The organism is Faecalibacterium sp. An192 (assembly GCF_002160175.1).
In the GTDB taxonomy this organism is placed as follows: Bacteria; Bacillota; Clostridia; order Oscillospirales; family Ruminococcaceae; genus Faecalibacterium.
Genome location: NZ_NFKB01000063.1, coordinates 1 through 13,952 on the forward strand (window position 1 = coordinate 1; position 13,952 = coordinate 13,952).

The 13,952-nt window shown below is 61.7% G+C and carries 11 protein-coding genes and 1 tRNA gene; 10 read left to right on the forward strand and 2 right to left on the reverse strand.

Annotated elements, in window-relative coordinates; translation table 11 throughout:
• The first annotated feature begins 264 nt into the window (after positions 1 to 264).
• The 10 genes from B5F27_RS14190 (at position 265) to pcp (ending at position 12,435) form a co-directional block, all read left to right on the forward strand.
• Complete coding sequence (locus B5F27_RS14190; RefSeq protein ID WP_087368766.1) at positions 265 to 1,782, forward strand: DUF5046 domain-containing protein; 1,518 nt, start codon at positions 265 to 267, stop codon at positions 1,780 to 1,782.
• Between the two features lie 17 nt (positions 1,783 to 1,799).
• Positions 1,800 to 2,753: a substrate-binding domain-containing protein gene (locus B5F27_RS14195; RefSeq protein WP_087368767.1), complete on the forward strand. Its 954-nt coding sequence runs from the start codon at positions 1,800 to 1,802 to the stop codon at positions 2,751 to 2,753.
• Between the two features lie 226 nt (positions 2,754 to 2,979).
• A complete protein-coding gene (locus tag B5F27_RS14200; protein WP_087368768.1) occupies positions 2,980 to 4,641 on the forward strand; it encodes a formate--tetrahydrofolate ligase in 1,662 nt (553 codons plus the stop codon).
• Positions 4,642 to 4,855: 214 nt separating this feature from the next.
• The gene (locus tag B5F27_RS14205; protein ID WP_087368769.1) at positions 4,856 to 6,295 is read left to right on the forward strand and encodes a family 1 glycosylhydrolase; all 1,440 of its coding nucleotides are present in this window, start codon (positions 4,856 to 4,858) and stop codon (positions 6,293 to 6,295) included.
• Between the two features lie 598 nt (positions 6,296 to 6,893).
• Positions 6,894 to 7,592, forward strand: a complete 699-nt coding sequence (locus B5F27_RS14210; protein ID WP_242962205.1) for a hemolysin III family protein — start codon at positions 6,894 to 6,896, stop codon at positions 7,590 to 7,592.
• Positions 7,593 to 7,862: 270 nt separating this feature from the next.
• Positions 7,863 to 8,576 (forward strand): type II CAAX endopeptidase family protein, encoded by a 714-nt coding sequence (locus B5F27_RS14215; protein ID WP_087368770.1) that lies wholly within the window; start codon positions 7,863 to 7,865, stop codon positions 8,574 to 8,576.
• A gap of 398 nt (positions 8,577 to 8,974) precedes the next feature.
• Positions 8,975 to 9,949 carry a peptidase gene (locus tag B5F27_RS14220; protein WP_087368771.1) on the forward strand — a complete coding sequence of 325 codons (975 nt, stop codon included), beginning with the start codon at positions 8,975 to 8,977 and terminating at the stop codon, positions 9,947 to 9,949.
• Positions 9,950 to 10,095: 146 nt separating this feature from the next.
• Positions 10,096 to 10,788: a DUF969 domain-containing protein gene (locus B5F27_RS14225; RefSeq protein ID WP_087368772.1), complete on the forward strand. Its 693-nt coding sequence runs from the start codon at positions 10,096 to 10,098 to the stop codon at positions 10,786 to 10,788.
• Positions 10,788 to 11,717, forward strand: a complete 930-nt coding sequence (locus B5F27_RS14230) for a DUF979 domain-containing protein (RefSeq protein ID WP_087368773.1) — start codon at positions 10,788 to 10,790, stop codon at positions 11,715 to 11,717. The genes B5F27_RS14225 and B5F27_RS14230 overlap by 1 nt, the downstream gene beginning before the upstream one ends.
• Positions 11,718 to 11,790: 73 nt before the next feature.
• The gene (pcp, locus tag B5F27_RS14235; RefSeq protein ID WP_087245174.1) at positions 11,791 to 12,435 is read left to right on the forward strand and encodes a pyroglutamyl-peptidase I; all 645 of its coding nucleotides are present in this window, start codon (positions 11,791 to 11,793) and stop codon (positions 12,433 to 12,435) included.
• A gap of 331 nt (positions 12,436 to 12,766) precedes the next feature.
• Here the strand turns inward: pcp and B5F27_RS14240 are convergent.
• Both B5F27_RS14240 and B5F27_RS14245 read right to left on the reverse strand, forming a co-directional pair.
• Positions 12,767 to 12,843: transfer RNA gene (locus B5F27_RS14240), tRNA-Met, on the reverse strand.
• 149 nt (positions 12,844 to 12,992) lie between these two features.
• Positions 12,993 to 13,952, reverse strand: a 960-nt coding sequence (locus tag B5F27_RS14245) for a DUF4349 domain-containing protein (RefSeq protein ID WP_087368774.1), incomplete at its 5' end; no start/stop codon positions are given.

Genomic DNA, 13,952 nt, shown 5'->3' on the forward strand with positions numbered 1-13,952 from the left:
AAACGAAAGCAGGAGTGGCTCCGCTAACGCTCCGCCACTCCTGCTGAATCCTAATATCCTACACTTGGGGCTTTTTTGTACTGTCCGCACAATTTGGACCGGTTCACTTCGGGCGGGGGCTTTTTTTGTGCCGGGCGTTTCCTCAGATTTATCACACAACAGTCATACTTCTTTCGCAATCTAAACGGCAGAAGGACCGTATTAAAAGTACCAGGGCCAAATTTTGGCATCTGGAAAAGGCAATGATAAGATGAGGTAACAACCATGCGCAAAAAATACATCGTTCCCATGGCATGCCTGGCGCTGGCTGCCGCCCTGGCCGGCTGTGCTCCGCTGGCCCCCCTGAACGAATCCTCCCAGATGGTGGAGGAAGAACCCGCCGGCCCCCGGCCGGTGGTGATCATTGAGGACGACACCCTCCGGTTTTTATACAGTGCCAACAGCACCGGCGGCGGCACCCTGCTGCGGGGCGACCAGGTGCTGTACAAAGGTGAGCCCTCCGAGGATATCCGTCTTCTGAGCAGCCCCGACACCGGCCATCCGGTGGGCTGGCAGAAGGGCGGCAACGGCCCCGACGGCTGGTACACCGCCGTATACGACGACGAGGGCGAACTGCTCTGGTCGGAGGACGGCGAGTGGCGGGCGGCCCTGTCCGATGATCTGCTGGCCCTGGAGCCGGGCCCCCGCCGGGTGGACGCCGGGCCCAACGGCGAAACCGGCTGCCGTCTGGTGGACCTGAGCAACGGCGAAGAGATCCCCCTGCCCGCCAACACCACCAGCTGCATCCCCACCAACGAGGACCAGGTGGTGCTGACCGTCACCTCCGACCCCCAGCGGGCCGACATGGAGAGCTCCTCGGTGCAGGTGATGACCCTGGACGGGGATGAACTGCTGCGGGTGGACAACGCCTACGCCTTCCAGGCCTACGGCTTTGAGGGCGAGACCGGCTATGTGGGCATTCAGATCTACGACGCATCCGCCGAGGAATGGACCACCAGCTTCTACAACCCCGCCACCCAGGAGTACATCCCCCGGTTCTTCAGCTTCTGCGGGGAGGAGATGCTCTGCTACCAGCAGGCGGACGGCCAGTATGTGGTGCGCACCCTGGACGACCCCGCTCCCCTGGCCTTCTATGACGCCCCCTGCTCCTACTGGAGCCCGGACATGGCGCTGGTATCGGACGGCGACGGCGGCAGCATCCTCTACCTGGCCGACGGTTCGGCCCTGCCCCTGCTCAGCTCTCTGTCCTACGATCTGGACGGGGAGAGCGCCGTTTTCCTGCTGGAGGACGGCAGCCTGCTGATCTGCGGTGAGGACGGCTCCCAGACCATTCTGGTCCCCGAGCTCCACGGCGCGGCACAGGCCTCCATCTACAGCTTTGAGGACGGCTATATCCTGCTGTCCCTGGAGTCGGAGGACTATCAGTCGGTGGCCTATCAGATTTACGACGCATCCGGCCTGCTGTACGACACCTCCACCGACCCCGGCATGACCTATGACCGTCTGCTCTACCTGACCGACGGTCCCAGCGGCCCCCTCTATCAGGCTGCCTACACTGGCCTGGGCAACAGCACCCTTTACAACGTGGTGGACAGCCATGGGAACATCCTTCTCAGCGGCCTGGCCGACGTGGTATCCCCCACCGTCTACGAACTGCCCGACGGGATTTTCCCGGCGCGGCGGGGCTTTGAGCGGGGCTTTATGGATTACACCGGGGCCTGGGTCTACTCCGAAAGCGTCTTTTCCTCCCTGTCGGACGACGACGGGCACTACTATTGGTAATTTAAGGAGGCATTTTTATGTTTCGTACCGCTTCTATCTCCCGACGCAGCTTTCTGACCGCCCTGGGTCTGGGCACCGCCGCGGCCCTGCTGGCCGGGTGCAGCAGTCTGGCTTCTTCCTCCGCCAGTTCGGAGGATTCCGCATCCAGCGCCGCACCGGCTGAGCCCTTTCTGACCCCGGAGGAGTTCCCCGGGGTGGACGGCTCCACCGCCTGCATCCCCCTGATGGCCCAGATCATGGCCGACACCACCGGCGCCGACCTCACCGAGGCCCAGAGCGCCATCTCGGTCAGCACCACCGCCTACGCCTGGGAGAACATGGGGGTCTACGACTCCGATCTGGCCCAGCTCCTGATTGTCTACGAGGCCCCCGACTACGTCAAAGACGAAATCGCCCAGGCCGGCACCCAGCTGGAACAGAAGGCCATCGGCCGGGACGCCCTGGTCTTTATCGTCAACGAGGACAACCCGGTCCAGAGCCTCACCCAGGACCAGCTGCGGGAGATCTACGCCGGTCACATCACCAACTGGAAGGACGTGGGCGGCGACGACACCCCCATTGTGGCCTTCCAGCGGGGAGAGGACAGCGGCAGCCAGACCCTGTTCCAGAATCTGCTGATCGGGGACGGCGAGCTGATGGAGGCTCCCACCGAGCTGGCCCCCGCCTCCATGGGCGGCCTGGTGGACAGCATCGCCTCCTACAACAACAGCGCCAACGCCATCGGCTTCTCGGTCTACTACTACATCGACCAGATGTACAGCCAGCCGGGCCTGCGGCTGCTGGCCGTGGAGGACGTGACCCCCTCCAACGACACCATCGCCAGCCAGGAGTACCCCCTGTGCAACGATTTCTATGCGGTGATCCGGGCGTCGGCCGCCGCCGACAGCCCCGAGCGTCAGGTCTATGACTGGCTGTCCACCGAGGACGGCGTCCGCTGCATCGAAAAAGCGGGGTATGTGCCCGCCGTGTAACCCGGACGCGCACAGTCAGTCTTGACAAGCGCCGGGCCTCTGTGTTATTCTTACAAAGCAAGGAATCCCTGTTCGCTGACGGAAAGCGGGAAGCGCTGCTTCCCCTGTGTGGAGTATCACCACATGCGGACCGGGAGTTCGTCAAAGCCGACCGTCTGGGCAGCCTTGCGCGGTATTTGCCGCGCAGCGCTGCCCTTTTTGTTTGTCAGCAAAGGAGAAAACTGCTATGAAGTCTGACATCGAGATCGCTCAGGAAGCCACCCTCCGCCCCATCACCGAGATTGCCGCCCAGCTGGGCCTCCAGCCCGAGGACGTCATCCCCTACGGCCACTACAAGGCCAAGATCAACCATCATCTGGCCGAGAACCCCGCCAAGCAGGGCAAGATGATTCTGGTCACCGCCATCAGCCCCACCCCCGCCGGCGAGGGCAAGACCACCACCAGTGTGGGCCTGGCCGACGCCCTGTGCGCCCTGGGCAAAAAGACCATGCTCTGCCTGCGTGAGCCCTCGCTGGGCCCCGTCTTTGGCGTGAAGGGCGGCGCAGCCGGCGGCGGCTACGCCCAGGTGGTCCCGATGGAGGACATCAACCTCCACTTCACCGGCGACATCCACGCCATCGGCACCGCCAACAACCTGCTGGCCGCCATGATCGACAACAGCATCCAGCAGGGCAACCCCCTCCACATCGATCCCCGCCGCATCACCTGGAAGCGCTGCATGGACATGAACGACCGTCAGCTCCGCTTCATCGTGGACGGCCTGGGCGGCAAGGTCAACGGCACCCCCCGGGAGGACGGCTTTGACATCACGGTGGCCAGCGAGGTGATGGCGGTGTTCTGCCTGGCCTCCAGCCTGGCCGACCTGAAAGAGCGCCTGTCCCGCATTGTCTGCGCCTACACCTACGACGGCCAGCCGGTGACCGCCGGCCAGATCGGCGCCGCCGGGGCCATGGCCGCCCTGCTGAAGGACGCCATCGACCCCAACCTGGTCCAGACTCTGGAGCACAACCCCGCCATCATCCACGGCGGTCCCTTCGCCAACATCGCCCACGGCTGCAACAGCGTCATGGCCACCCGTCTCAGCCTGGCCCTGGCCGACTATGTGGTCACCGAGGCCGGCTTCGGCGCTGACCTGGGCGCCGAGAAATTCCTGGACATCAAGTGCCGGGCCGCCGGCATCGCCCCCTCGGCCTGCGTCCTGGTGGCCACCGTCCGGGCCCTCAAGAGCCACGGCGGCGTGGCCAAGGCCGACCTGAACAACCCCAATCCCGACGCCGTCCGGGCTGGTCTGGCCAACCTGGGCCGCCACATTGAGAACATGAAGGACAACTTCGGCCTGCCGGTGGTGGTGGCCGTCAACGCCTTCCCCACCGACACCGAGGAAGAGCAGGCCATCGTGTCCCAGTTCTGCGCCGACCAGGGCGTGCCCTGCGTCCTGAGCGAGGTATTTGCCAAGGGCGGCGAGGGCGGCAAGGCCCTGGCCGAGGCCGTCCTGTCCATCATGGAGGACCGTCCCATCCAGTACACCTATCCCCTGGAGGCCTCTCTGCGGGAGAAGATCGAGGCTGTGGCCGGCAAGATCTACCGCGCCGACGGCGTGGACTACAGCCCCGCCGCCGCCAAGACCCTGGACGAGCTGACCGCCATGGGCTACGGCAATCTGCCGGTCTGCATCGCCAAGACCCAGTACAGCTTCAGCGACAACGCCGCCCTCAAGGCGGCTCCCACCGGCTTCCGGATGAGCGTCCGTGAGGTCCGTCTGGCCGCCGGCGCCGGCTTTGTGGTGGTCATCTGCGGCAGCATCATGACCATGCCCGGCCTGCCCAAGGTCCCCGCCGCCGTCAACATCGACGTCACCGACGACGGCCGCATCACCGGTCTGTTCTGATTTTTCCTCCTTTCGCACCATATGCCCCGGGGCCTTCCTGCAGCAGGGAAGGCCCCCTTTTTATGTGCGGCCGGCCGCGGGCCTTCTTGACAGGCTGGGGCGGGGTCTTGTATATTTATGTATAAGCATCCGGCACACAGCTGCTGAACAGAAAGAGGGGCGCGGCCGCCATGCTGCGCCCCGTTTTGTTATGTTTTTAGGAGGGTGATTCACCATGAGCGTTTTCCGCGATGATTTCCTTTGGGGCGGCGCCTGCGCCGCCAACCAGTTTGAGGGCGCATGGGACGTGGACGGCAAGGGCGAAAGCGTGCCCGACCACTGCACCAACGGCAGCCACACCAATCCCAAATGGGTGACCCAGACCATCCACCCCGACCGGCTCTATCCCAGCCATCAGGCCATCGACTTCTACCACCACTACGAGGAGGACATCGCCCTCTTTGCCGAGATGGGGTTCAAGGTGTTCCGCACCTCCATCAACTGGACCCGCATCTTCCCCACCGGCGAGGAAACCCAGCCCAACGAGGCCGGTCTGGCCTTCTATGACCGGGTGTTCGACTGCTGCAAGCGCCACGGCATCCAGCCTCTGGTGACCATCAGCCACTATGAGCTGCCCTACGCTCTAGCCCAGAAGTACAACGGCTGGGCCGACCGCCGTCTGGTAGACTTCTACATGAACTACTGCAAGGCCATCTTTGAGCGGTACAAGGACAAGGTCACCTACTGGCTCACCTTCAACGAGATCAACTGCGGCATGATGCCCATGGGCTCGGTGCTGGGCCTGGGCACCATCCAGGGCTTTGAGGGCCCCATGACCCAGGTGCCGGACAAGCCCCAGGAGCGGTTCCAGGCGCTGCACCACCAGTTCATTGCCAGCGCCCTGGCGGTGGACTACGCCCATCAGCACTATCCCCAGTTCAAGATGGGCAACATGGACTGCTTCATCACCACCTATCCCTACACCTGCGACCCCGCCGACATTCTGGCCAACCAGCAGGCCATGCGCCAGACCAACTGGTATTGTTCCGACGTCCAGGTGCGGGGCGAATATCCCAGCTACGCCAAGCGGATGTGGGCCGACCAGGGCGTCACCGTCCGGATGGAGCCGGGCGACGCCGAAATCCTGAAAAAGGGCACAGTGGACTTCTACACCTTCAGCTACTACATGTCCAACTGCGTCACCACCCACAAGGACGCCGACCACATCGACGGCAACATTGTGGGCGGATTCAAGAATCCCTACCTGAAGGCCAGCGACTGGGGCTGGCAGATTGATCCCCAGGGCCTGCGCTACTCCCTGAACGAGATCTATGACCGCTACCGCATCCCCCTGATGGTGGTGGAGAACGGTCTGGGGGCCTACGACACTCTGGAGGCCGACGGCACCGTCCACGACAGCTACCACATCGACTACCTGCGCAGCCACATCCAGCAGATGGCCGAGGCTGTCAAGGACGGCGTGGACCTGATGGGCTACACCCCCTGGGGCTGCATCGACCTGGTGTCCGCCTCCACCGGCGAAATGGCCAAGCGCTACGGCTTCATCTACGTCAACAAGTACGACGACGGCACCGGCGACTACAGTCGTCTGCGCAAGGACAGCTTCTACTGGTACAAAAAAGTCATCGCCACCAACGGCGAGGATCTGGACTGACACCCTCTCTTGGCCACAGCGCCGGCACCGCCGGGGGTTGGAACGCACACCGGCAGGCCCCGCGCGGGAGACGCCCAACGACCTCTCTTTAGCATTTCGGGCGCCGCGGCCCTATAAGCCGGTGACGGCGCTCCCGGCAGCCGCCTTGTCCAGGCGCAGCGGCTGGCGCAGGCCGCCCGCCTGACCTCTTTGCTCTTTTTGCACGTCCCCGCAGAAAGGGCGTGCAGGCAGCCAAACCAAAAACGCACCGGACGGTTTCGTCTGGTGCGTTTCTTTTTTGCCGGGCAGCTCTGAGGCAGAGGAGCCATTCTTTCTCGCCGTTTGACGGGATGGCGGACCTGTTTTTTGCGCATCCTACAAAATGTACATCCGGCTTTTGTGGATTGTGCGAAGGGCGCTCCCGCCAATCCCTCAAAATTTTTAGGCTTGACAGGGGAAAGATTGTGATGTATAGTATCTGATATCAAGTTTTTCAAAACCTTGTGTAAAGCTAAAGGCAATCCCGACAGCCGGAGGCTGCCGCCCGGAGCGGCACCCTTTGGCCGGATACAGCATACAACAGATTGATGCCCAAGGGACAGGAAAGGATGATCCAACCATGAACATGTCTGCCGCTTCCCGTCAGCCCTACCCGATCCGGCGCCACACCCTGTATATCAAGGACCCTGCCAGCGCCATCTCCCATTTCATCGGGGCCATCGGCTTCGCCTGGGCCAGCATCCCCCTCATCATCAAGGCGGCCCAGTCGGGCCAGCCTCTGGCCCTGCTGTCCATGACCATCTACGCATTCAGCCTGATTGCGCTGTACGCCGCCAGCACCGCCTACCACACCATCCCCGCCGCCCATCCCCGGGAAACTTTGCTGAAAAAGATCGACCATATCATGATCTTTGTCCTCATTGCGGGCAGCTACACCCCGGTGTGCCTGCTGGCGCTGCCCAGGCTGTCCGGCGGCATCCTGCTGGCGGTGATCTGGGGCTGCACCATCCTGGGGGCCTGCTCCATGCTGTTCTTTGTGTTCTGCCCCAAGTGGGTGTCCTCGGTGCTGTATATCGCCATGGGCTGGGCCTGCATCTTTGCGCTGCCCCAGCTGCTGTCCTGCCTGTCCCCCGCCTGCTTCGGCTGGCTGCTGGCCGGCGGGCTGTTCTACACGGTGGGCGGCGTCATCTACGCCCTCAAGCGCCCCGGCTTTGAACAGCGCCACCCCAATTTCGGGATGCACGAGATCTTCCATCTCTTTGTGATGGCCGGCAGCCTGTGCCACTATATCGTCATGTATGTTTTCCTCCTGGGCTGAGAGTTTGACTCAGCCAAAGGCAGGCGTTCCCCCTCTGTTCCCGGGGACGCCTGCCTTTTTTGGTTGGAGGGCCCATCCCCCGCTCCAATAAAACTGCTGCTTTTTGAGAATTCCGTGCTATAATGTGTATAATAGGTTTTGCTGTTTGCCAGGGTGTGATTTTCAGGTTGCCGGCAGCGGCCCGCGTTCCATTTTACGGGCCGGCTGTATTTCTGTTGATGGTATGGTCCCATTGGCCATTTTGATTGCATGAAAGGAGGATGAATCCATATGAAACCGTACCAGGCAATTTTGGCTTTTATCAGTTATTTTCTAGTGCAATTCGTGGTGTATACTTATATCTCAGTACCGTATTACATGACCATTACCGGGGGCATTTTATTGATGGTGTATGCCTTCCTGCTTCACAGAAAACAGATGCTGCATATGAGCAGCCGGGATTTGAAGGGTTCTCAGCTCCTCTTTTGTCTCGGAATTGGCCTTGGCCTGGCTCTGATTTCCAAAACAGGGATTCTTTTTGGCTTTTTGAGCGGCAAGATAACCTCTGAACAAACACTTCCCGATCCTTTCTTTTTGACGGTGTCCATAGTAACCACTGTGGTGCTGATACCCGTCCTGGAAGAACTCCTGGTCCGGGGAATCCTATTTGGGTCCTTTTCCAGATCCTTCTCCTATAAAACAGCCGTCGTATGCTCATCTGTTTTCTTTTTGCTGGGACACCGGATGCTTTCCTGGCCATCGGTGTTTGTCGTCGGGATTTTGCTGGCCTGGATCTATTGGCGGACCGATAACCTTGCGGTCACCATGGTGATTCATGGCACCATCAATCTTGGCTCCTTCTTGTCGATGCCGCTCTACGCCCTGCTGACCACAAACCGAACCCTTGGGCTCATGGCAGGCCTGCTGATGGTTTTGCTGGGCATCGGGATCACCTGTCTGTCCACAAAAATGTTCCTCAGAAAACACGACGCTTTGCCGGCCTGACATCCGGAAGCGGGTTTGTGTTCCATCCCCGGCCGCATCACAGCCGGGGCCAGATCTGCTTTTCACCGGCGGGAACCATCTTGCCCGGTTCACGCCCCACCGGAGATTGTCTTAAAACCATGAAAACGGCGCCTGACTTTTTATAGAAGCCAGGCGCTGTTTTTCTCTTTCCTGTCCCGGCTGCGGGGACGCCGGCTTGCTCCATTCCCTCCCGGGCAGGGCCAGCGCCGACGGCAGCCATACGGCGGCCGGGAGCGGCACCGCACCGGAACGCCGCCCTCCCCTTGACAGGGCCGGCGCGGCCCCGATATAATGAAAATAGTGCGTCTTGCGCAGAATAAGACGGAACGACACAGGAGAGGCAGGTCGCAGCAGAACGGCCGAATGGTAGATGTTGGATGGAACTGGAACATGGCGCAGCCGTGATCGTATCGGACTGGCTGCGGGGAAAACCCGAAGAAGTCTTTTATTTTATCACCGATGAATCCCACCTGCGGGAGGCCGAAGCCTTTGTCACCGCGGCCGAACAGCGCGGAATTGTGACCAAGGTGTCGGTGCTCTCCTCCAACGAGGTACAGCGGGGAGACTGTGTGGAGGAAATGCGGCGGATCATGTCCTACGCCGACGTGGTGATTGGGGCGACCAACTACTCCTTTATCACCACCAACGCGGTGGACTATGCCCTGCACCATGGCGCACGCTTTCTCTCCCTGCCGCTGTCCACCAACGACGGCCGCTCCATGTTTGAATACGATTTCCTTTCCATGAACCCGGCTGCCGCCGCCCGGATGGCCCGCCCCATGGTGCGGCGGATCAACGCCACCGGCACTCTGCGGGCGGTAACCTCTCTGGGAACCGATCTGACCTTTTCCACCCGGGGCCGCCGGGCCGGCTTTTTCAACGGCACCGCCGCCCGGGCCGGCCAGTGCGGTTCCGCCAGTTTTGAGGTGTACGTGCCCATCGTGGAAACCGCCACCCAGGGCCGGGTGGTTGTAGACGGCTCCCTGGGGTACATTGGCCGTCTGGAACAGCCCCTGGAGCTCATCTTCAAAGAAGGCTACCTGGTGGAAATCGGGGACACCCCCGACGGCCGCCGCCTGAAAGAGTATCTGGCCCATTTCCAGGACCCCGAAACGTACTGCGCCGCCGAGTTCGGCATCGGCCTGAACCGCAAAGCCCAGTGTCTGGGCAACTGCTATATCGAGGACGAGTCCACCTATGGGACCTTCCACATCGGTCTGGGCCGGAATCTGGCCCTGGGCGGGCAGCACAACGCGCAGGGGCATTTTGACATCGTCATCAAAGCCCCTACCCTCTGGGCCGGGAACTTTTGCCTGATGGAACAGGGCGAGGCCGTCCGGCGCTGGTTCTGAATCCCGCAGGGAAATTCAAGAATTGGATCAAAAGGCCCATCCTCTTTCGAAACTTTATTGAAATAAATAGGAAATCATGATAAGCTGATACCGACTCAGTGGAGAAAGAAGCTTTTTCTCCACAAAATGCAAGGAGGTATCATTGGATGGAAATCCTAAAACTCATAGGTGTCCTCATCGTGGTGGTCGGCTTTATTCTGAAGTTTGACACGCTGGCCACCGTTGTGGTCGCCGGCGTTGTCACGGGTCTGGTGGCGGGTCTCACCCCGCTGGAGATTCTGGATGTGCTGGGCAACGCATTCATTACCAACCGCACCGCCACCCTGTTCGTGCTGACCCTGCCGGTCATCGGCATGTGTGAGCGCTACGGCCTGAAGGACAAGGCGGTCGACTTCATCCGCAAACTGAAAAACGCCACCACCGGCCGCGTGGTGTCCATTTACCTGGTGATCCGTTCCATTGCGTCGGCCTTCTCGCTGCGCATCGGCGGCCATCCCCAGTTTGTGCGCCCCCTGATCAACCCCATGGCCCAGGGCGCAGCCGTGGCCCGCTACGGCAAGATCGACGAGGCCACCGAGGACAAAATCAAGGGCCTGTGCGCCAGCAACGAGAACTACGGCAACTTCTTTGCACAGAACTGCTTTATGGGCGCATCCGGCACCCTGCTGATCGTCTCCACCCTTTCGGAACAGGGCTACCCGGTGGACGCCCTGCAGATTGCTCTCTGGTCTCTGCCCATTGCGCTGTGCGCAGTGATTGTGGGCACCGCGTTCAACCTGCTGTTTGACAAGAAGCTGAACGCCCAGTACAAAAAAAGCGGCACGGAGGGCAAGAAATAATGGAGTGGACTTTCAGTACGGTGGTGGCCGAGATCTTTTACTGTGTGATCGGCCTGATCTTTATTCTGACCGGCATCAAGGCGCTGCGTGACAGCGCTCTGGGCTCCCGGTTCTTAACCGCGGGATTCTGGTTTATCCTCGCCTTCACCTTCATCGCCGGCCCCTATCTGCCCAAATACGTCACCGGCGTCTGCGTCATTCTGATGGCCGTCCTCACCGCGCTGGGGAAAGTTCGTCCCAGCAAGAGCGACGTCCCCAGCCCCGAAACCACCCGCGCCCATGCGGACCGGATGGGTTACAAGGTCTTTATCCCCGCTTTGGCGCTGGCCCTCACTGCGGTGCTGGTCGCCACCTTCTGGACCAGCCTGGGCGCCAACAACGCCATCGGCGTCTCTGCCCTGGTTGCCCTGTTCATCGCCTTCGCACTCTTTAAGTGCAAGCCCTCTTACGCTGTATCCGACGGCACCCGCCTGATGGACAACGTGGGCCCTGTGGGCATCCTGCCGCAGGTTCTGGCTGCTCTGGGCTCCCTGTTCACCGCTGCAGGCGTGGGCGATGTCATCGCCTCCGGCGTGGAAAAGGTGATCCCCGACGGCAGCCGCCTGATCGCTGTGGCCGTCTACTGCGTCGCCATGGCTCTGTTCACCATCATCATGGGCAACGGCTTCGCAGCCTTCTCGGTGATTACCGTGGGCGTCGGCATCCCCTTCCTGATCATGCAGGGGGCCAACCCGGTGGTTGTGGGCGCCATGGGCCTGACGGCAGGCTATTGCGGCACCCTGCTCACCCCCATGGCCGCCAACTTCAACATCATGCCCGCGGCTCTGCTGGAGACCAAGGACAAGTATTCCATCATCAAGGCCCAGGCTCCTGTGGCTCTGACCATGCTGGCAATCCACATCGTGCTGATGTACCTGCTGGCTTTCTAAGCTTGATCTGTGCGGCCCCCATCCGGGACCGCACAGTATCTTTTCAAAACGGATTTTAAGGAGAAATACTGCTATGAAACTGCTGCTGACAGCATTCGATCCCTTTGGCGGCGACTCCATCAACCCCGCTCTGGAAGCGGTGAAGCTGGTTCACGACCAGGTGGGCGGCGTGGAAGTGGTGAAGCTGGAGGTGCCCACCGTATTCCGGAAATCCATCGACACGGTGGCTGCCGCCATCGAAAAGGAAAAGCCGGATGCCGTCCTCTGCATCGGACAGGCCGGCGGCCGCTACGATCTGACCCCCGAGCGGGTCGCCATCAACATCGACGACGCCCGCATCCAGGACAACGAGGGCAACCAGCCCATTGACCTGCCCATCTTTGAGGACGGCGCCCCCGCCTACTTCACCACCCTGCCCATCAAGGCCATGGTGCAGAATATCCGGAACGCAGGGATTCCCGCCAGCGTGTCCAACACCGCAGGCACCTTCGTCTGCAACCACCTGATGTACGGCGTGCTGTACACCCTGGCCAAACACTATCCGGGTGTGCGGGGCGGCTTTATGCACGTCCCCTTTGTCCCCAGCCAGGTGGTCAACCGGCCTTCTCCGGCCCCCTGCCTGTCCATGCAGGACATCGCCCGGGGCATCGAGGCCGCCATTGAGGCCATCGAGACCCACCAGACCGATCTGAACACCGCAGAGGGCCGCACCCACTGAGGTGAAAACCAAAAAGGCGCAGCGCACTTTCCAGGCCATGGGAAACGCGCTGCGCTTTTTTGTGGGGGCAGATGCGGGGTGTTAAATCTCTATGTGGATTTTTCCGGCGGGGGTGTGTCTCTCAAAACGATGAGGAAGCGGCTTTTCCGCTCTCCGGCTGCGTTTGGCAGGCAGGGCAGGGCCTGTTTTCACAGGCCGTTCCCCGCCGCCTGTCAGCCGCCGGTTATGCCGCTGTGCCGCTCCTCGGCCGCCCTGTTGAATGTTAATTGAACTTTCGCGTATACGCAAAGAAAAACACCCATCAGCGTTTTGTACGCTAACGGGTGTTTGGTGGTTGCGGGGGCTGGATTTGAACCAACGACCTTCGGGTTATGAGCCCGACGAGCTACCGGACTGCTCCACCCCGCGCTATCTGGCCGGCCTTTCGGCTGACTCCTTTGTGCGCCTCGCGATGTCGTATCGCTCAGTGCTCCATTATAATAGCACAGGACGGGGTGGATGTCAATAGTTTTTTGAAAATTTTTCTTGGGCGGGGTTCAAAAGCCCGGGATGCGGGGTCAGCGGCGGCGGCGCTTGAACAGGACCACGACGGCGACAGCCGCTGCGGCCACCAGAATCACCACCGGCCACAGGCCGGCCAGGGTCACCGCGATGGCAGCCAGGCCGCGGACGAAGTTCTGCCAGCCCTCGGCGAAGGCGGCGCCCATCCGCTCAAAGAAGTTGGAACCGGTGGGGGTGTAGGTCTCCACTTCCCGCAGGCTGACGGTGACGGTGCAGCTGGCGATCTGGTCGTCGTACCAGTCCAGCTGGCTCTGCCAGCTCTCCAGCTGATACTGCACCTCCGACAGCTGGGCCTCGATGTCCAGCAGGTCGGACAGGCTCTCGGCGCTGGCCTGCAGTTCCCGCAGGCGGTCCCGCTGGCCTTCCAGGTTGGCGATGCGGCCCGCCACGTCGGTATACTGGGCGGTGACGTCGTCGGCCTGTTCGCTGCGGGTCACCACGCTGCCGGTCTGGCCGGCGGCCTCCAGGAAACTCTCATAGTTTTCCTCCGGCACGCGCAGGGTCATGGACAGGCTGCGGGTGTTGTCGCTGTTATTGGACTCGCTGCTGTTCTCCATCCAGCCGCCGGCCTCGGCCAGGGCCTGTTCCAGGTCGGCACGGGCGGTGTCGTAGTCCTTGGTCTCCAGGCTGAGATAGGCGGTGTAGATGATCTTCTCCCCCGCCACGGCGGTGGTATCACCGGCCGAACCGGCGCTGCGCGACTCCATTCCGTTGTCTGCGGCGGTGTCCAGGCTATAGTTGGCGGCAGCAGGGGCGCTGGCCAGCGCGGTGCTGGATGCAGCCCCGCCGGCGGCGCGCTGCAGGCTCATGGTGGACAGGCCATCCGAGCCCATATTCAGGGTCTGGCTGCCCACAACGGCCACCGCGGCACAGGCGGCAATGCCTGCCGCCCACCGCTGCCAATGGGGGAACCGGACGGCGCGGCCTTTCCTGGGGGCCGCGGGGGCGGGTTCAGG